Raw genomic sequence first — 19222 nt, 5'->3', positions numbered from 1 at the left:
CAACCGCCGCTCCCACGCTCGCAAGTGCCGCAAGCGATACGCAGCTAGGCGGCGCGGCAGGCCCCCTTGTCCGCCAGGTTGCGCACCAGCACCAGTGATTCGCCCTGCACCACCACGCGCCCGTCCGCGCCGGTGACCACGCTGGCCAGGTTGACCAGGTCCTTGCCGGCGCGCAGCCGCATGATGCGCACGCATGCCGTCAGCGGCTCATCCAGCCGCGCGGCTGAAGCGAGGCGCAGCGACTGCTTCATCCACCCCGTGCCCCGTCCGGGCAGCCGCGTGCCGAGCAGGTCCGAGAACATGCCGGCCAGCAGCGGCAGCGGCACCACCGGCCCGCCAAACCCGCGCGCGCGGGCAAAGGCCGGATCGGCGTGGTAGGGGTTGGCGTCGCCGGTCAGGGTGATGTAGTCGTCCAGGTCCGCCTGGGTGAAGGCGCGTGCCGCACCGGCTTCCTGACCGGGGCGCAGGCCGTACAGTGAGGCGTCGCCCGCCTCTGGCGCCGGTGCCGTGTCGCCGGGCAGCCGGGCCAGTCCCTCCGGCCCGGCATCCGGCAGCCAGAGCGATTCGCCCACGGCCGTGACGCGCTGCGCCTCGCCCGGCCCGCCCGCGCTGCCAACGGTGGTGCCGTAGCCCGCCAGTCCCGCCGGAGTGTGCTGCGGCGCCAGCGCGATCTGCACTGTGTCGCCAACGAAGGCCGGCGTCGGGAACATCAGCGTCTGCCCGACCGGCAACGCCGGCCCTGGCAGCTGCCGCCAGGTGTGGGCGCACAGCAGCGAAAACAGGAACATGCCGTGCGCCACGGTGGCACCGAAATGCGTGCCACGGGCAAAGGCCGGATCGCAGTGGATCGGGTTGTCGTCGTGCGACAAGGCGGCGAAGCGGTCAAAGTCGCGCTGCGACAGCACGCGCGGCAGGGCATCGTTCATCAGTCAGGCACCTGTACGGCATTAGCGTTGACGGTAATCGCGTTGCCGGCCGCAGGCGACGCGGCGAACGGCGGCACGTTGGACGGCAGCAGCGCCGGCGCGGGCGTGTTGAGGGTGCCGCCGCGCGGCGTGGTGCGCAGCACCTGCGACGGCGGCAGCGCCTTGCCCGCGGTGAGGTTGTCGTAGACCGCATCCAGGGCCCGGTTCAGGTAGACGTGCAGCGGCACATAGCGGTTGCTGTAGCCCGGCACCAGGCCGATGAAGGCATCGAAGTGCTGGGCGTTCTCGACCTCCACGTATGACAGCTTGCTGGTCACGCCCTCCTGCTGCCGGTTCAGGCCGAGATACGGACGCGAGGTATGGTTGACCGGCAGCAGCCCGTCGCTGCGCCCGTGCACGATCACCGCCGGCTTGCCGCGCAGGTTGCCGTTGCGCAGCGTCAGCGCCTGGCCGGCCTGCAAGGCGCGTGCCGCGGCGTCGGAGCCGGCCAGCAGGCTGCGCAGGCAGTTGGCGCCGTCGTAGTTCAGGTCTTCACGCAGCGTCGACGGTGAAACAGACGCCAGGTTCAGGTACGGGCCATGCTGCGGATCGAGGTCATTGATCAGCTGGACCGGCGGCTGCGGCGGCACGCCGTTGCCGGTGGCGAACATCGACGCCAGCGCCGCGGGTGCGATTGCCGCGGGCTTCAGGTCGGTCAGCGTGCTGGCAAAGCTGTAGCCGCACAGCCGGTCGGTGACGCTGGCCTGCGCATAGGCGTTGGCATAGTTGACCGAGATCGCGGCGGCCACGTCGAACACGGCCAGCGACGGGTGCAGATCGTCCGATTCCGCTTCCCAGCCGGCGTCATGCAGCGCCTGCAGCGCGCTGGCGCTCTGTTCGTCCGTGTTCGCGCCGCTCACCAGCCCCTTTTCCGCCAGCGTCTGGCAGCGGTTGGCAAAGAACGTCGCCGTGGCCGGGTTGGTGTAGAACGGCGCCTGGGTCAGCGCGGTGGCCCGCGCGGCGCAGTGCTGCAGCAGGTTGGCCGTGGTGGTGTAGTCGTACAGCGTGCGGCCCGAAGCTGCCACCGGCGTCGCGCCGCGTTGCACCACGATGCCGGTATTGGGCGGCATGTTCAGGTTGGGCTCGCCCACCGCCACGCCGTCGATCAGCCCGCCGGCATCCTGCTCGGCCGCCGCCACCGCGGCACCGCCGCCGTTGGACACGCTGGACGCGATCACCACGATCCTGTCCTTGTCCAGGGTGCGCTGGCGGGTGCCGTTGGCCGACACGGCGCCGAAGCGGTCATTGATCGCCCAGATCGCAAATTCCACCGCCTGCAGCGTGAACTTGCCCCAGTCCTTCTCCGGGTTGCGCTGTGAATGCGCGTGCTTGAACGCCAGCCGGTGCGGGTTGGCAGCGGTGAAGTCCGCCAGCGAGGTGGCCCCCGCCGGCGCGGCAAACTGCGCGTTCTTGCCGGCCGCCGCGCGCGTGGCGCGGGTGCCGTCGATCAGCGGCACGGTGTCGGTATCCAGGTCATGCGGCGCGGCGCCGGTGCCCTTGTCGGTATAGGCTACCGCGCAGCCGCGCTTCAGGCCCCACTCGCCGGTGGCGATTGCGCCATAGACGCCGCGCGAACCGGACGAGGTAGCGGTGATCATGCATGGCTTCGAGGTGTTGAACGACGCGGGAATCTGCACCAGCATGGTCACGTTCTGCTGGCCCGAGCCATCGTCCGAAAAGGCCAGGTACTCCACGCCGGCCACCTTGCCGTCGGAACCGGTGACATTGCCCTGCGCGTCGACATTGGGGCCGTAGAGCGAGCCGTAGCCGCCGCTGGCGGTGGTGTCGACGATGGCACGATAGTTGGTATGGATCGCATAGCGCCGCAGCTCCGCCGCGGTCGGCGCGGTGGGATTGGCCGGCAGTGGCGCGGTGGCGCTGGCCAGGCCGTCCTTGCCCAGGCCCGCAGTGAGCAGGTCGTCGGTGGTGCCGTTGTAGCTGTTGATCGTGACCGTGCCGATATTCGCCGGCTTGGTATTGGGGTTGCTGCCGTTGCCGTTGTTGTTGTCATCGCCCGAGACGCAGGCGGCTGCCAGCATCGATGCGGCGGCCGCCAGCACCGTGAGCCTGAGGCGGCGTTTCTGTTTCTGCTGCGGCGGGATCTGCGTGGAATGCATGTCAACCTCCTCCTGTCGCACCCGGATGGCCGGGGCTGTCGAATTGTCTTCAGATCGAGGACTGCGGAGACTGCGAACTGCGGAAATCGGAAACACGGCAACCGCTGGCGCGGCCATGCGCCTCAGCCAGAAAACTGTGCGCGCAGCTTGTGTTTTTCCACCTTGCCGGACGGCGTGCGCGGCAGCGCGTCGAGAAAGCGCACATGGCGCGGCACCTTGTAGCCGGCCAGCTGCGCCTTGCAGTGGGCGATCACGGCATCGGTCTCCAGGACGGCGCCCGGGCGCAGCACCACCAACGCCATGCCGACCTCGCCCCAGCGCGCATCCGGCGTGCCGATTACTGCGGCCTCGGCCACGCCCGGCAGCTGGAACAGCACGTTCTCGACTTCGGCCGGATAGACGTTCTCGCCGCCCGAGATAAACATGTCCTTGGCCCGGTCGACGATGTAGTAGTCGCCGTCCTCGTCACGATAGGCGATATCGCCGGAATGCAGCCAGCCGCCGCGGATCGCGGCCGCAGTGGCCTCGGGCAGATTCCAGTAGCCTGGCGTCACGCCGGGGCCCTTGATCAGCAGTTCGCCACGCTCGCCCGGGCCCACGTCCAATCCAGCCGCATCGACGATGCGCGTCAGCATCGACCCCACCGGCTTGCCGATGGTGCCGATCTTGCGGCGCGCGGTGTCTTCGTCGCAGACAAAGACCGTGGGGCCGGTCTCGGTCATGCCGAAGCCGAAGCAGATGGTCACGCCCTTGGCCAGGTAGGCCTCCAGCAACGGCCTGGGCACCGGCGAGCCCCCCGCTGACATATTGCGCACGCCGGCGAAGTCCGCGTGCGCGAAGCGCGGGTGCTGGCTCAGGAACAGGTAGACCGCCGGCACCGCGAAGAACATGGTAATGCCCTCGCCGCCGGCGCGGTCGAGCTTGCCCAGCACCACCTGCGGCTCGAACTGCCGCATGATGTGCACCGTGCCGCCCGCGTGCAGCACCGGGTTGGCATACAGGTTCAGGCCGCCGGTGTGGAAGAACGGCAGCACATTGAGGAACACATCGTCGCGCGTGATCTTGTTTGCCAGCATCGCGTTGACGGCGTTGAAGAAAACCATGCCGTAGGTCTGGATCACGCCCTTGGGCTTGCCGGTGGTGCCGGAGGTGTAGAGCAGGTGCCAGACTTCGGACTCATCGCGGCACGGCATCTCGATGATGCGGCCGGAAGCGGCATCGAGCACTGCCTCGTACTCGGTCCAGCCGCCGGGAACGTCGGCGGCCTCGTCGTCGGCCAGGTGCAGCACCGCACGCAGCGGCATGGCGCGCGCGAGATCCGCGGCCACTGCGAGGAAGCCGTCGCCGGCCACCAGCACCTCGGGCGTGCAGTCCTGCAGGATCGGCAGCAGCTCCGCCGCCGGCAGGCGCCAGTTCAGGCACACCATCACCATGCCGGCCTTGGCACAGCCATACAGCATCTCGAAATAATCCGAGCTGTTGTGCGCCAGCACCGCCACGCGCGTGCCCGGCGCCAGTTGCAGGTGGTCGCGCAGGTATTCCGCGAAGCGGCTGGCGCGTTCGTCGAATTTACGATAGGTCACCTGGCGGCCGCTCTCCACGTCCACCAGCGCGACCTTGTCGGGGAAATGCTGCGCATTCTTGTGCAGCCAGTCGATGACGTACATGCGCTAGCCTCCGCTCAGCTTGCCACGTCCTGCACGGGCCCGGTGCCGCGCAGCCGCCCCACTACGCCCTGCGGGAAATAATAGACGCTCAGGATAAACAGCAAGCCCAGCCACAGCAGCCAGCGGTCCGGATGCAGCAGCGACGACAGCAGCGGCAGCGCGGCGGTGGCTTCGCTGGCCAGTTTCATCACGTCCTGCAGGTAGGTTTGCGCCACCAGGAACAGCACCGTGCCGATCACCGCGCCATAGAGCGTGCCCATGCCGCCGATCACCACGATCAGCAGGATGTCGACCATGATCTCGAACGACAGCGAGGTATCGGGCCCGTTGTAGCGCAGCCAGATCGCCATCAGCACGCCCGCCAGCGTGGCGAACATCGCCGACAGCACCGTCGACACGGTGCGGTACACCACGGTGCGGTAGCCGATCGCCTCGGCGCGGAAGTCGTTCTCGCGGATCGCCTGCAGCACCCGGCCAAAGGGCGAGTTGACAATGCGCAGCAGCACCAGGAACAGCACCACCGCGCCGGCAAACACCAGGTAGTAGCTGAGCAGCTTGCCGCTCAGCGGCACGCCCAGCCATTCGGCCTCGCCCAGCGTGAAGCCGGGACGCAGCACCTCCGGCACCTTGAAGGTCAGCCCGTCCTCGCCTCCGGTCCATTCGGACAGCTGCGACACCAGCGTGGCAAAGGCGGTCGCCACCGCCAGCGTGATCATGGCAAAGAAGATCGCGCGCACCCGCAGCGAGAACAGCCCGATCAGGAACGCCAGCAGCGCTGACACCGCGAGCGCACCCACGGTGCCGGCCAGCAGCGCGCCCCAGCCCGGCTCCATGCGCGACATGGCGATGGCCACGCCATAGCCACCGATGCCGAAGAACATGGTGTGGGCAAAGGAAACGATGCCGGTATAGCCCAGCAGCAGGTCATAGCTGGCCACCAGCACCACGAAGATGCAGATCTTGGCCGCCATGTTGAGCGCGCGCGCGCCGGGGAAGGCGAAGGGCGCGCACGCCAGGGCCGCCAGGATCACCAGCAGGATCACGGTCAGCACGCGGCTGCGCGGCAGGTCGCCGGAGAGAAGTCGGATCATGGTCGTTACCCTCAGCGCCGCGCCACCGGAAACAGCCCCTGCGGGCGCCACAGCAGCACCAGCATCATCAGCAGGATGTTGGAGAACAGAGCCACCTTTGGGAACAGGAAACCGGTGTAGTTGGCCATCAGCCCCACCAGCAGCGCACCGACAAAGCAGCCCGTGGTCGATCCCAGCCCGCCGATGATGATGACGATAAAGATCAGCACATTCACCTGCGCACCGATCGCCGCGGTGATGTTCTGCTGGTACAGCCCCCACAGCACCCCGCCCAGCCCCGCCAGCGCCGCACCCGCGACGAACACGCCGATAAACAGGCGCCGCACGCGGTAGCCAAGCGCTTCGACCATCTCGCGGTTCTCCACGCCGGCGCGGATCAGCAGGCCGATGCGGGTGCGATTCAGCAGCAACAGCATGGCGATAAAGATCACCAGCCCCAGCGCCATCGCGATCAGCCGGTATTTCTCGATGGCGGCATCGCCGAGCAGCACCGCGCCGCGGAAAGTGGTGGGCACCTGCAGCGCGATGGTCTCGGGGCCCCAGATTGCCTTGATCAGCTGCTCGGCCACGATCATGCCGCCCATCGTGATCAGGATCTGCTTCAGGTGCTGGCCGTAGACCGGGCGCACCACCACGCGCTCGAAGAACAGCCCGACCGCGCCCGCGGCCACCATGGCCGCCGCGATTGCCAGCGCAAACACGGCCAGGTTCTGCGCCAGGCTGTCGGCCTCGACCCAGCCCGCCATCGGCAGCAGCACCGACGCCGCCACGTAGGCGCCCAGCGCGATAAAGGCGCCGTGGCCGAAGTTGAGCACGTCCATCAGGCCGAACACCAGCGTCAGGCCGGAGGAGACGACGAAGATGATCATGCCCATCGCCAGGCCGGCAATGGTCAGCGTGAGCCAGGTCGACGGGCTGCCGACCAGCGGATAGGCCAGCAGCATCAGCAGCGGCGCCAGCGCCAGCGGGGTCCAGTCGAGGCGCACCTTGGGCAGGTCCGACGGTGCGGCGGCCGGCAAAGTCGTTGAAGTGGTCATGTGTATTGTCCCGCCTTACTGGTGCGCAGCCAGCGACAGCCCCAGCAGCTTCTGCTGCAGAGACTCGTCTTCAGCCAGCGCCGCCATCGTTCCCGTGTGCACCGTCCGCCCATCGTCCATCACCGCCACCGTATCCCCCACCGACTTCGCCATATGGAAGTTCTGCTCCACCAGCAGGATCGACACCTCGGTCTGCTTGAGCTCGCGGAACACATGGATCATGTTCTGGATGATGGCCGGCGCCAGGCCCTTGGTGGGCTCGTCGACGATCAGCAGCTGGCGCGGCTCGATGATGGCGCGCGCCACCGACAGCATCTGCTTCTGCCCGCCCGACAGCACGCCGGCGCGCTGCTGCCAGAAGGTCTTAAGCGCCGGGAACATGCGGAACACCCAGTCCAGCCGGCGCTCGTCGATGGCGCCGGTGCGCGCTGCCAGGCGCATGTTCTCGGCCACGGTCAGGTCGGAGAACACGCTCATGTTCTCCGGCACGTAGGCAATGCCGGCCTGCGCGATCGCGGGCGTGCTGTGGCGCGTGATGTCGGTGCCGTCAAAGGTCACCGTGCCCGCGCTGGCCTGCCACAGGCCCATGATGGTGCGCAGCGTGGTGGTCTTGCCGGCACCGTTGCGCCCCAGCAGCATGGTCACGCCGCCACGCGGCACCTCGAAGCTCACGCCGTGCAGGATGTGGTACGGGCCGATATGGGTCTGCACGCCCTGCAGCCGCAGGATCGGCCCGGTTGCTTGTGCGTCAGCCATGGCTGCCCTCCTCTTCCGGCATGCCCAGGTAAGCCTGCTGCACCACCGGCGAGGCGATCACCTCGGCCGGGTCGCCGTCGGCCACCAGGATGCCGTTGTGCAGCACGATGATGCGGTCGGCCAGCGAGCGCACCACGTCCATCTTGTGTTCGACCAGCAGCACGGTCTTGCTGCGGTCCTGGCGGATCTCGCGGATCAGGTCAAGGATCACCGGCACTTCATCAACGCTCATGCCCGCGGTGGGCTCGTCGAACATGAACACGCGCGGCTGCAGCGCCAGCAGGATGCCGACCTCCAGCTTGCGCTGGTCGCCGTGCGGCAGCGAGGCCACCGTCAGCTGGCGCTTGCCGGCCAGCGCCACGCGCTCCAGGATCGCCATGGCCTGCGCCTGCACGTCGCGGTGGCTGGTCCACATCGAGAACAGGTCGAGGCCGCGCTGCCGGCGCGCCTGCACCGCCAGGCGCACGTTCTCCAGCACCGACAGCTGCGGGAACAGGCTGGTCAGCTGGAAGGCGCGGCCGATGCCGCGGCGCGTCTTCTGCGACACCGGCAGGCGCGTCACGTCCTCGCCATCCAGCAGGATCTGCCCGGCCGTGGGCGGCAACTGGCCCGAGACCAGGTTGAAATACGTGGTCTTGCCGGCGCCGTTTGGGCCGACGATGCAGGTCAGCTCGCCGGGCCGGAACGCGCACGACACCGCATTGACGGCCACGTGGCCGCCAAAGCGGATGGTCAGGCCGCGCGTCTCCAGCAGCGGCTGCGCCCCGACGGCAGTCGCGCCGGCGTGCCCGGCGGCCGGCTGCGACGGCGCCGGCACGGACCGGGCGAAGGAGGCTGGCGCGTTCATCAGCGGTGGTTGCGCACGGGCACGGCCATCTCTTCGGGCTTGATCTCGCGCACGAGCTCAGGCACGCCCCAGGCGAAGGCCGGATCCACCTTGATCTTGAAGTGGTACATCGACTGCATGGCCTGGTGGTCTTCCTTGCGGAAGGTCATCTTGCCCTTGGGGGTGTCGAATGACATGCCTTCCATCGCCGTGATCAGCTTCTCGGTGCCGGTCTCGCCGCTGGTCTTCTTCAGCGCCTCGACCAGCGCGATGCCCGCGGTCATGCCGCCGGCCGTGAAGAAGTCGGGCGGCGCCTTGAACTTGCTGTAGTGGTTGGACACCAGCCACTCATTGGCCTTGTTCTTGGGGATGCCGAAGTAGTAGTACGTGGCCCCTTCCATGCCCGGGAAGTTCTTGTAGCTGGCCATCGCCGGCAGGATGTTGCCGCCGGTGGCAATCTCGATGCCGTAGCGCCTGGGATCCAGATCCGCGATCTTGAACGGGTTGCCGGCACCGGCCCAGATAATGAAGATCACCTTGCGGCCTGGCTTGTCCTTGAGCGAATCAAACAGCCGCTGCGCGCCTGCGGTGAAGTCCGTGGTACTGGTCGGCAGATATTCCTCGTGCACGATCCTGGCGTTCTTCAGCGCGCCCTTGAAGGCCTTGACGCCGTCGCGGCCAAAAGCGTAGTCCTGCGCCAGCGTGGCGATCTGCACGCCCGGCTTGTCCAGCGCCACGGCGTTGGAGATTGCGTCCTGCGACGAATTGCGGCCGGTGCGGAAGATATAGCGGTTCCACTTGTCGCCGGTGATCGAGTCGGCCACCGCGGGTTCGACCAGCAGCACCTTCTTGTATTCCTCTGCCACCGGCAGCATCGCCAGCGCGGTGCCGGAAGAGGTGGGGCCGACCGCGATATCGGCGCGGTCGTCGCTGTAGGCGGCGGCCAGCTGGGCCTTGGCCACGTCCGGCTTGCCCTGGGTGTCTTTCTCGATCACCACCAGCTTGTTGCCGTTGACGGTCATGGTGCCGTTGGTGGCGTACTCCAGGCCCATCATCAGGCCGGTCTGGGTCTGCTTGGCGTAGGCTTCGAGCGCGCCGGTCTTGTCATAGACGTGCGCGATGCGGATGTCCTTGGCCAGCGCGGTGCCGGCGGCAAGCAGGCCGGCGGCCATGACCAGGGCACGTACGGCGAGTGGGTTGCGTTGCATTGCTGTCTCCTGTGTTCGGTCTCGTTTGTGTTTGTCTGGATGAAACCTGCTGCAACTGCCTGGGAAAGCTCTACAGACTATTCGCGCGCGCGCCCTGCCAGGAAGCGCCGCATGCCGTCGGCGGTCTCGGCACTGGCGATCTGTGCGACAAAGGCCGCGCGCTCCCGCTCAAGGCCGGCCGCCAGGGTGTCGGCGTCCCAGCGCAACAGCGCGCGCGTGCGGGCCACGCTGCCCGGCACCTTGCGCATGACGCCGCGCGCCAGCGTCGCGGCATCGGCCTCGGCCGAACCCGGTGCGGCCAGCGCGGTGGCCAGGCCAAGTGCCTCTGCCTCCGGCGCGGCGACGATCGCATTGTTCAGCTGCCACGCGCGCGCCCGCGGCGTGCCGACCAGCTGCGGCAGCATCGCGGTCCAGCCGCCGTCCGGGCTGAAGCCAACCACCGTGTAGTACGGCGCGATGCGCGCATCCCGCGCCAGCACCGCCATGTCGCACGCCAGCACCAAACCCAGCGAGCCGCCCGTCAGCCAGCCCTCCACGGCCGCCACCACCGGGCAGCGCAGCGCTGCCAGGCGCAGGATCGAACGGTTCAGCAGTGCCAGCAGCCGGTCGGCGTAGCTGGCTATCGCGTCGCCCTGCGCAGCGAATGCCGCGACATCGCCGCCGGTGGAGAAATTTTTCCCGGCATGCGTCAGCACCACGGCATGGATCGCCGGGTCGGCTTCAATCTCGTCCAGCGCGGCGAGCAGCGCTTCCAGCAACTCGGGCACCAGGCTGTTGTGCCGCTGCGGCCGGTTCAGGCGCAGCAGCGCCACGCCATCGACGGCGCGCTCCCACTGCACCAGGGGTTCTGCGTCAGCGTTCATCGCGGCTGCAGGCCGTGCGAGATCAGGTCGAAGGCGGTGTCGACCACCTTCTCCATCGAAGGCGGGCGCTTCCAGCGCGCATAGCGCATGCCCAGGAAGTTGCTGATGCCGATCAGGCACCAGGCGCGCACCTCGGCATCGCCGGGCACGATCTCGCCCTGCTCCTCGGCGCGCGTCAGGCGCCGGCTGTAGAGCTCGGCAAACACCTGGAAATAGCTGCTGTAGATGGTCTCGTCCACCGAGTACGAATCCAGCACGATCCGGTACAGGTTCTTGTGGCGCGAAACGAAAGAGAGAAATGCCTTCAGGCCCAGGCGCTCGGCTTCCATCTGGGTGGCCGCGGCGGCAACGTGCTTGCGCAGGTGGGCGCGCACCAGTTCCAGCATGTGCGCGACCAGCGCGCGGAAGATGTCCTCCTTGTCCTTGAAATACAGGTAGAAAGTGCCCATCGCAACCTTGGCTTCCTGCGTGATCTCGGAGATCGACGCGGCGTAATAGCCTTTCTCACCGAACACCTTCTCGGCCGCGCGCAGCAGCGCCTCGCGCGTCTTCTGCCCGCGCGCGGTCTTGGGCGGGCAGATGCCGCCGGCATGGCCGGGTTCGCGGGTTGCGCCGGTTTCGGGCGGTGCGCCCGTGTCGGTCTGGGACATCTTGTCTCCGGTGGCGCTGCGCGCCTTGTCATTGGAATGCCAGCCGCTTCATGTCATGCCGGCGCAGGCAGGTGCCTCCTCCGCGCCTGCCTGCGCCGGGAATCGCCACTCAGGCAAAACCTGATAGCTGATTCATGTTTCATCGTATAAATTGCCCACCGTGGATGTCAATAGAGAGGCACCCTCACCCGGTGGCATCCAGGCCGCTGCCCTTTACCCTCCTGCCAGGAGAGAACCGTCGTTGGACGCTCCCGATTCGGCACCTGCCGGCCCCGCTTCGCCGCCGTTCGCCAGCCACCCGGCACGCGGCGCCTTGCCAGGCTGGCGCGAAACCGGCCAGGGACGGCCGCTGCTGTTGCTGCACGGCTGGTCCGTCACCGGCGAGGCCTTCGACGGCCAGCGGGCGCTCGCACTGGCGGGATTCCGCGTGATCGCGCCCGACCATGCCGGCCACGGCCTGTCGCGCGAGCGCGACGGCACCACGATCACGGCGCTGGCACGCGACGTCGCCGGACTGGTTGCACACCTCGGGCTGACAGACGTGGTGGTGGCTGGCTGGTCGATGGGGGCGATGGTGGCATGGGCGCTGCTGCGCGACCATCCGGGTCTTCCGCTGGCAGCGGTCGGCAGCATCGACATGACACCGAGGCTGGTGACCGATGCGGCCTGGCCGCATGGCCTGCACGGCCACTATGAGATTGCGCACGCCGCGCAGATGGCGGCCCGTATCCGGGCCGACTGGACCCGGCTGGCGCCGTCAGTCGCGCTGGGAATGTGGTCGGCGGGAAGGCGCCCGGAAGACGCCGCAATGCAGCGCATCGCGCACATGGCGGGCCAGTGCGATGCGTGGGCGCTTGCCGCTTTATGGGAAGACATGGCGCGCCAGGATTTCCGGGAGACATTGCGCGGTGCCGGGCTGCCGCTGTTCCACTTGTACGGGGAAGCCAGCCGGCTCTATGCGCCCGCGGTGGGCACCGCTACGCTCGCACTGCGGCCCGGAGCGGGATTCAGCGTGGTGGCCGGCGCCGGCCACAGCCCGCACATGGAGCAGCCGCAGGCATTCAATGCCGCGCTGCTGGGCCTGATCGCCCGGGCCGCGTCAGGCCAGCAGGCGGTAAGTCCAGAGGCCGAACGCGGTCAGCAGCAGTGAGCCGCCCAGGTGCAGCAGCAGGTGCAGCCCCGCCCAGCCATAGTCGCCGGCAATCAGGTTCGCCACCACCTCGCTGGAGAAGGTCGAGAACGTGGTCAGCCCGCCAAGGAAGCCGGTGATGGCCAGCAGGCGCCATTCCGGCGGCAGGCCCGCGTGCGTATCGAAGAACCCGACCGCCAGGCCGACCAGGTAGCCGCCCAGCAGGTTGGCCGCCAGCGTGCCATAGGGCAGCGCGGGATTGATCGCGTTCCACAGCACCGCAAAGCCCCAGCGCAGCCACGCACCCGCCGCGGCGCCTACGCCCACGGCGACAAAGCCGAGCGGCCCCATCAGGGCTGGCTCCCGCCCTGCTTCTCCGGTGGTGCGCCAGCATCGTCGCCGCTGGCATTGAACGATGCGATCCCCCAGCGCTGGAGGGCGGCTTCGTCGGTCACGCGGGCGTCGACCCAGCGCGCCCCTTCCGGGGTGTCTTCCTTCTTCCAGAACGGCGCTTCGGACTTGAGGTAGTCCATGATGAACTCGCACGCGGCAAAGGCATTGCCGCGATGCGCCGACGCCACCGCGACCATCACGATCTGGTCCAGCGGCTGCATCGGCCCGACGCGGTGGATGATGGTCACGCCCAGCAGCGCCCAGCGCGCGCACGCAGCCGCTTCGATCTGCGCCAGCGCCTTCTCGGTCATACCCGGATAGTGCTCAAGCTCCATCGCGCTGACCGCGCTGCCGTCGCTGACATCGCGCACCGTGCCGATAAAGCTGGCCACCGCGCCGACCGCCGGATTGCCGGCACGCAGCGCAGCGACTTCCGCGCCGAGATCGAAATCCTCACGCTGCACCCTGACGCTCATCTCAGCCTCCGGTCACTGGTGGGAAAAAGGCGACTTCGCAGCCGTCGGCAATCGCCGTATCGGGGCGCGCCACCGCATGGTCGACGGCCATGCGCAGCGCGCGGCCTTCGGCCAGAGCTTCGGCCCAGGGGCCGCCGCGCTGAATCAGCCAGTGGCGCAGTTCGCCCACGGTGCGCACGTCGGCCGGCACCTCGGCGCGCTCTTCAGCCACGCCCAGCTGCTCGCGCACGCTGGCAAAGAATCGGAGTTCGATGGTCATCACAGCTTCTGTGTCCTGGTAACGCTGGCCGGCTATGCGAGCAGGCCGTCAAACGGAATGAACTGCACGGTATCGCCGCGCGCGATCGGCTGGTTGGGCGGATTGTCGATCAGGCCGTCGCCCCAGACGGTGGAGGTCAGCACGCCCGAGCTCTGGTTGGGGAACAGGTCCAGGCCGCCCTCGGCATTGATGCGCGCGCGCAGGAACTCATTGCGGCGGTCGCCCTTGTTCAGTTCGAAGTCCGCGCGCAGCGGCAGGCGCCGCGGCGTCACGCCGGCCACGCCCTGCAGGCGCAGGATGAACGGGCGCACGAACAGCAGGAAGGTCACGAAGCTGGACACCGGGTTGCCCGGCAAACCCAGGAAGAACGCCGGCCCGGCATCGTTGTTGACCTGCCCGAACGCCAGCGGCTTGCCCGGCTTGATCGCGATCTGCCACATGTCGAGCCGCCCCTCGGCCTCGACCGCGGGCTTGATATGGTCTTCCTCGCCGACCGAAACGCCGCCCGAGGTGATGATCAGGTCGTGTCCCTGCGCCGCGCGGCGCAGCGTCTCGCGCGTAGCGGCCAGCGTGTCGGGAACGATGCCGAAGTCGCTGACCTCGCAGCCCAGGTTTTCCAGCAGGCCGCGCAGCGTGAAGCGGTTGGAGTTGTAGATGGCGCCTGGCTTGAGCGGCTCGCCCGGCATCGCCAGTTCATCGCCGGTGAAGAACACGGCGACGCGCACGCGCCGCACCACGTCCAGCTTCGCCTGGCCGACCGATGCGGCCAGCCCCAGCGCCTGCGGCGTCAGCCGCGTGCCGGCCGGCAGGATCACGCTGCCGGCCTCGATATCCTCGCCCGCGCGCCGCACCCATTCACCGGATTGCGGCACGTGGTTGACGATCACGTCCTCGCCCTCGGCGGTGCATTGCTCCTGCATCACCACGGCGTCGGCGCCCGGCGGGATCAGCCCGCCGGTGAAGATGCGCGCGGCGGTGCCGGGTTCCAGCGCGGTGCCGACATGGCCGGCGGGAATCCGTTGCGACACGCGCAGCCGCGTGCCGGCAGCGGGCACATCGCCCGCGCGCATGGCGTAGCCGTCCATCGAGGTATTGTCTGCCGGCGGCACGCGCAGCGTGCTGGTCACGGGCGCGGCCAGCACGCGGCCGTTGGCGTGGAGCGTGTCGATGGATTCAAGCTGCGCCAGCGGACGGGCGGCGCCGAGCAGCGCGTCGAGCGCCTGGGCCATGGTCAGCATCGGGGGGCGGGAAGGTGCTGCGGCTTGGGTCATGGTGCGATGTGGGAAAGTGTTGGCCCACGAAAAACGGCCCGCGCATTGCCGGCACCACTTGGTTGGGGCAGGCAATCCGGGGGCCGAAGATCGGGCCCGCAGCCTGATTGTAGCGAGTTGGCGCGGGCCCGGCATGCGGCAGCGCCGCAGCGGGCTGCACGCGCCCGCGCGCTTACAGGCCGGTGTGGCCGGCGATATAGGCCTTGACCTGTGCGGCGTCGGCCGGCATCACTTCAAAGCGCTGCGGCAGGCTCTCGATGCCCTCGAACTTTGCGGGGCGCTCCGGCTCGTGGCCGAGCGCTTCGCGGATAGTGTCGGCAAACTTGGCCGGCAGCGCGGTTTCCAGCACCACCATCGGCACGCCGGCGCTGAGATGCTCGCGCGCCACCTTGACGCCATCGGCGGTGTGGGTATCGATGGTGATGCCGTAGCGCGAAGACAGGTCGCGGATGGTCGCTACGCGGTCGTCGTGCGTGCTGCGGCCCGAGACAAAGCCGAACTCGCGGATGCGGTCGAATTCCGGCGTGCCCGACAGGTCGAAGCCGCCCTTCTCTTCCACGTCGCGGAACAGCACCACCAGCTTGCCGGCGTCCTGGCCGAGCAGGTCGAACACGAAGCGCTCGAAGTTCGAGGCCTTGGAAATATCCATGCTCGGGCTCGAGGTGTGGTACGTCTCGGCCGACTTGCGCACGCGGTAGGCACCGGTGCGGAAGAACTCGTCGAGCACGTCGTTCTCGTTGGTGGCCACTACCAGCTTGTCGATCGGCAGGCCCATCATGCGCGCGATATGGCCGGCGCAGACGTTGCCGAAGTTGCCCGACGGCACGCAGAACGACACCTTCTGGCCGGGGCCGCTGGTGGCCAGCAGCCAGCCCTTGAAGTAGTACACCACCTGGGCCACCACGCGTGCCCAGTTGATCGAGTTGACCGTGCCGATCTTCTGGCGCGCCTTGTAGTCGAGGTCGTTGGAGACCGCCTTGACGATGTCCTGGCAATCGTCGAACACGCCTTCGACGGCAAGGTTGAAGATGTTGGCGTCCTGCAGGCTGAACATCTGCGCGGTCTGGAACGCGCTCATCTTGCGGTGCGGGCTCAGCATGAACACGCGGATGCCGCGCTTGCCGCGCATGGCGTATTCTGCCGCGCTGCCGGTATCGCCGGAAGTCGCGCCCAGGATGTTCAGCTCCTGCCCGGCGCGGCCCAGCGCGTACTCGAACAGGTTGCCGAGCAGCTGCATCGCCATGTCCTTGAAGGCCAGCGTCGGGCCGTTGGACAGGCCCAGCAGTTGCAGCCTGGTGCCACCTTCCTCGCCGAGCGTGCGCAGCGGCGTGATGTCGGCGGTGTTGTCGCCCTCGCGCGCGTTGCAGTACACCTCGGGCGTATAGGTCTTGCGCGTCAGCGCGCGCAGGTCCTCGGCAGGAATATCGTCGCAGAACTTGCGCAGGATCTCGTAGGCCAGGTCGGCATACGACAGCTTGCGCCAGGCCTCCAGTTCGTCGGCGGTGACTTGCGGGTACTGCGTAGGCAGGTACAGCCCGCCGTCCGGCGCCAGGCCGCCCAGCAGGATCTCGGAAAACGATTGCGGCATCTCATGGCCGCGGGTCGACTGGTATTTCATGTGAATCAGCAGGTCCGGCCCTTAGTTCAGTTCTTCCATGCGCAGGCGCGTCACGGCGGACAGCACGGTGGGCAGCGCCTCGATCTTGGCGATCGCCGCGTTGACGTGCTTCTCGCGCGTGATGTGCGTGAGGATGATGATGTCGGTCTGCGGCTCGCCCTCGCGCGATTCCTTCTGCAGCATGGCGTCGATCGAGATGCCGCCCTCGGCCAGGATGCGGGTGATCTCGGCCAGCACGCCGGTCTCGTCGGCCACGCGCATGCGCAGGTAGTACGAGCTGTTGATCTCTTCGATCGGCAGCACCGGCACGCTCGACAGCTCGTCCGGCTGGAACGCCAGGTGCGGCACGCGGTGGTTGGGATCGGCGGTGTGCAGGCGGGTCACGTCGACCAGGTCAGCGATCACGGCCGAGGCGGTCGGCTCGGCGCCGGCACCCTTGCCGTAGTAGAGCGTCGCGCCCACGGCGTCGCCCTGCACCAGCACCGCGTTCATCGCGCCTTCGACGTTGGCGATCAGGCGCGAGGCCGGCACCAGCGTCGGATGCACGCGCAGCTCGACACCGTCGTCGCGGCGGCGGGTGATGCCCAGCAGCTTGATGCGGTAGCCCAGTTCCTCGGCGTACTTGATGTCGATGGCTGACAGCTTGGTGATGCCTTCCACGTGGGCCTTGTCGAACTGCACCGGCATGCCGAAGGCGATCGCGCTCATCAGCGTGACCTTGTGCGCGGCATCGACGCCTTCGATGTCGAAGGTCGGGTCGGCTTCGGCGTAGCCGAGCTGCTGGGCTTCCTTCAGCACCACGTCGAAATCGAGGCCCTTGTCGCGCATCTCGGACAGGATGAAGTTGGTGGTGCCGTTGATGATGCCGGCGATCCACTGGATGCGGTTGGCGGTCAGGCCCTCGCGCAGCGCCTTGATGATGGGGATGCCGCCGGCCACCGCGGCTTCGAAGGCGACGATCACGCCCTTCTTGCGCGCGGCTTCGAAGATCTCGTTGCCGTGCACGGCCAGCAGCGCCTTGTTGGCGGTGACCACGTGCTTGCCGTTCTCGATCGCCTTGAGCACCAGCTCACGCGCGATGCCGTAGCCGCCGATCAGTTCGATGACGATATCGATGTCCGGGCGGCTGACCACCTCGTTGGCGTCGCTGACGATCTCCACTTCCCCGTTGGTCAGTTCGCGCGCGCGTTCGGTGTTGAGATCGGCCACCACGGCAATCTCGATGCCGCGGCCGGCGCGGCGACGAATTTCTTCCTGATTGCGCTTGAGCACGTTGAACGTGCCGCTACCGACGGTACCGATGCCGAGCAGGCCAACTTTGATGGGGTTCATGGACAATCTTCTGAGTTGCTAAGGATGAATTGCGGCGCGGCCCGCGAAATCAGGCCGCTGCCTTGCCGTGGCGTTTTCGGTACGCCTCGAGGAAGCGCGCGATGCGGCCGATGGCCTCGCGCAGGTCTTCCTCGTGCGGCAGGAACACGATGCGGAAATGATCGGGCTTGGCCCAGTTGAAGCCCGAGCCCTGCACCAGCAGCACCTTGGACTCCTGCAGCAGTTCGTAGATGAACTCCTGGTCGTCCTGCACCGGGTACATCGACAGGTCGAGCTTGGGGAACAGGTACAGCGCCGCCTTGGGCTTGACGCAGGTAACACCCGGGATCGCGGTGATCAGCTCGTAGGCCAGGTCGCGCTGGCGGCGCAGGCGTCCGCCTTCATTGACCAGGTCGTTGATGCTCTGGTAGCCGCCCAGCGCGGTCTGGATCGCCCACTGGCCCGGAACGTTGGCGCACAGGCGCATCGACGACAGCATGTTCAGGCCTTCGATATAGTCGATGGCCGGGCGCTTGTCGCCCGACACCACCATCCAGCCGGCGCGGTAGCCGCATGAGCGGTAGTTCTTCGACAGGCCGTTGAAGGTCACGGTCAGCACGTCGGTCGAGAGCGAGGCGATCGAGGTGTGGGTGTGGCCGTCGTACAGGACCTTGTCGTAGATCTCGTCGGCATAGATGATCAGGCCGTGCTCGCGCGCGATGGCGACGATCTCGAGCAGCAGCTCGTCCGAATACAGCGCCCCGGTGGGGTTGTTCGGGTTGATGATGACGATGGCCTTGGTATGCGGCGTGATACGGGCGCGGATATCGGCCGGATCGGGCATCCAGTCGTTGGACTCGTCGCAGATATAGTGCACCGGCGTGCCGCCCGAGAGGCTCACCGCGGCGGTCCACAGCGGGTAGTCCGGCGCCGGCACCAGCACTTCGTCGCCGGCATTGAGCAGCGCGTTGACGGCCATCACGATCAGTTCGGAGGCACCGTTGCCCACATATATATCGTCCAGGCCAACGCCTTCGATATTTTTTTGCTGGGTATAGTGCATGATCGCCTTGCGTGCGGCGAAAATGCCCTTGGAATCAGAATAACCTGCCGAATTCGGCAGGTTTCGCATCATGTCCTGCTGAATCTCTTCCGGCGCGTCAAAGCCGAACACGGCCAGGTTGCCGATATTCAGCTTGATGATCTTGTGCCCTTCTTCCTCCATCTGCTTGGCCTTTTCCAGCACCGGTCCGCGGATGTCGTAGCAAACGTTATTGAGTTTGTTGGATTTCTGGATGGGTTTCACGGCGATGTCGGGCAAGCGTAGCGTGCCGCGTCGGCGGCACCGGACAGGGAATCTGGGCGAATCTGAATTAATGCCGAAGCCCCGTGCGGAAGCCCCGCGCCGGGGCGACGTCCGCTGCAATGCAACGCGAACGTGGCAGACAGGGAGGCAAAAGCTATAATTTATCGGATTATGACAGACTTCGGCAGGGATTCTTGCATTGCAGCGTGCGCTTGCCGCGCACACGCCAGGTGCCTGCGCACTGTCGTCCATCCTGTCGCCCACACCGTACCCGCCCGG

At 67.5% G+C, this 19222-nt stretch carries 18 protein-coding genes; 1 reads left to right on the top strand and 17 read right to left on the bottom strand.

Annotated elements, in window-relative coordinates; genetic code table 11:
- Positions 1–44 precede the first annotated feature (44 nt).
- The 10 genes from I6H87_RS14605 to I6H87_RS14560 form a co-directional block, all read right to left on the bottom strand.
- Complete coding sequence (locus I6H87_RS14605; RefSeq protein ID WP_011615574.1) at positions 45–926, bottom strand: MaoC/PaaZ C-terminal domain-containing protein; 882 nt, start codon at positions 924–926, stop codon at positions 45–47.
- Entirely contained in the window at positions 926–3082 is a 2157-nt protein-coding gene (phaZ2, locus tag I6H87_RS14600; protein WP_011615575.1) for a D-(-)-3-hydroxybutyrate oligomer hydrolase, read from the bottom strand. The genes I6H87_RS14605 and phaZ2 overlap by 1 nt, the downstream gene beginning before the upstream one ends.
- A 122-nt stretch (positions 3083–3204) precedes the next feature.
- Positions 3205–4749 (bottom strand): acyl-CoA synthetase, encoded by a 1545-nt coding sequence (locus I6H87_RS14595; protein ID WP_011615576.1) that lies wholly within the window; start codon positions 4747–4749, stop codon positions 3205–3207.
- A 14-nt stretch (positions 4750–4763) separates the two neighbouring features.
- Complete coding sequence (locus I6H87_RS14590; RefSeq protein WP_010810488.1) at positions 4764–5840, bottom strand: branched-chain amino acid ABC transporter permease; 1077 nt, start codon at positions 5838–5840, stop codon at positions 4764–4766.
- A gap of 11 nt (positions 5841–5851) precedes the next feature.
- Positions 5852–6877: a branched-chain amino acid ABC transporter permease gene (locus tag I6H87_RS14585; protein ID WP_010810487.1), complete on the bottom strand. Its 1026-nt coding sequence runs from the start codon at positions 6875–6877 to the stop codon at positions 5852–5854.
- A gap of 15 nt (positions 6878–6892) precedes the next feature.
- Positions 6893–7633, bottom strand: a complete 741-nt coding sequence (locus I6H87_RS14580; protein ID WP_011615577.1) for an ABC transporter ATP-binding protein — start codon at positions 7631–7633, stop codon at positions 6893–6895.
- Positions 7626–8387 carry an ABC transporter ATP-binding protein gene (locus tag I6H87_RS14575; RefSeq protein ID WP_041687806.1) on the bottom strand — a complete coding sequence of 254 codons (762 nt, stop codon included), beginning with the start codon at positions 8385–8387 and terminating at the stop codon, positions 7626–7628. The genes I6H87_RS14580 and I6H87_RS14575 overlap by 8 nt, the downstream gene beginning before the upstream one ends.
- Before the next feature lie 92 nt (positions 8388–8479).
- On the bottom strand, positions 8480–9667 hold the full coding sequence (locus tag I6H87_RS14570; RefSeq protein WP_010810484.1) for a substrate-binding domain-containing protein: 1188 nt from the start codon (positions 9665–9667) through the stop codon (positions 8480–8482).
- A gap of 77 nt (positions 9668–9744) precedes the next feature.
- Positions 9745–10530 (bottom strand): enoyl-CoA hydratase/isomerase family protein, encoded by a 786-nt coding sequence (locus I6H87_RS14565; protein WP_011615579.1) that lies wholly within the window; start codon positions 10528–10530, stop codon positions 9745–9747.
- A complete protein-coding gene (locus tag I6H87_RS14560; protein ID WP_010810482.1) occupies positions 10527–11180 on the bottom strand; it encodes a TetR/AcrR family transcriptional regulator in 654 nt (217 codons plus the stop codon). Before I6H87_RS14560 ends, I6H87_RS14565 begins: the two co-directional genes overlap by 4 nt.
- 241 nt (positions 11181–11421) lie before the next feature.
- Here I6H87_RS14560 and I6H87_RS14555 point away from each other — a divergent pair, with 241 nt between their 5' ends.
- Positions 11422–12330, top strand: coding sequence for an alpha/beta fold hydrolase (locus I6H87_RS14555; protein ID WP_011615580.1), 909 nt, complete (start codon positions 11422–11424; stop codon positions 12328–12330).
- Here the strand turns inward: I6H87_RS14555 and crcB are convergent.
- The 7 genes from crcB to I6H87_RS14520 form a co-directional block, all read right to left on the bottom strand.
- Positions 12280–12660, bottom strand: a complete 381-nt coding sequence (gene crcB, locus I6H87_RS14550) for a fluoride efflux transporter CrcB (protein WP_010810480.1) — start codon at positions 12658–12660, stop codon at positions 12280–12282. The genes I6H87_RS14555 and crcB overlap by 51 nt on opposite strands.
- Positions 12660–13178, bottom strand: coding sequence for a molybdenum cofactor biosynthesis protein MoaE (locus I6H87_RS14545; protein ID WP_011615581.1), 519 nt, complete (start codon positions 13176–13178; stop codon positions 12660–12662). The genes crcB and I6H87_RS14545 overlap by 1 nt, the downstream gene beginning before the upstream one ends.
- Before the next feature lies 1 nt (position 13179).
- A complete protein-coding gene (gene moaD, locus I6H87_RS14540) occupies positions 13180–13437 on the bottom strand; it encodes a molybdopterin converting factor subunit 1 (RefSeq protein WP_011615582.1) in 258 nt (85 codons plus the stop codon).
- 32 nt (positions 13438–13469) lie between these two features.
- Positions 13470–14708 carry a molybdopterin molybdotransferase MoeA gene (locus tag I6H87_RS14535; protein ID WP_037024094.1) on the bottom strand — a complete coding sequence of 413 codons (1239 nt, stop codon included), beginning with the start codon at positions 14706–14708 and terminating at the stop codon, positions 13470–13472.
- 172 nt (positions 14709–14880) lie between these two features.
- Positions 14881–16326, bottom strand: a complete 1446-nt coding sequence (thrC, locus tag I6H87_RS14530) for a threonine synthase (RefSeq protein ID WP_011615583.1) — start codon at positions 16324–16326, stop codon at positions 14881–14883.
- A gap of 21 nt (positions 16327–16347) precedes the next feature.
- Positions 16348–17658 carry a homoserine dehydrogenase gene (locus I6H87_RS14525; RefSeq protein ID WP_011615584.1) on the bottom strand — a complete coding sequence of 437 codons (1311 nt, stop codon included), beginning with the start codon at positions 17656–17658 and terminating at the stop codon, positions 16348–16350.
- Positions 17659–17707: 49 nt separating this feature from the next.
- The gene (locus I6H87_RS14520) at positions 17708–18943 is read right to left on the bottom strand and encodes a pyridoxal phosphate-dependent aminotransferase (protein WP_010810474.1); all 1236 of its coding nucleotides are present in this window, start codon (positions 18941–18943) and stop codon (positions 17708–17710) included.
- Between the last annotated feature and the right edge of the window lie 279 nt (positions 18944–19222).

The organism is Cupriavidus necator, assembly GCF_016127575.1.
Classification (GTDB): Bacteria; Pseudomonadota; Gammaproteobacteria; order Burkholderiales; family Burkholderiaceae; genus Cupriavidus; species Cupriavidus necator_D.
The sequence above is the reverse complement of the archived record's forward strand: the minus strand, read 5'-3'. Positions and strand labels throughout refer to the sequence as shown.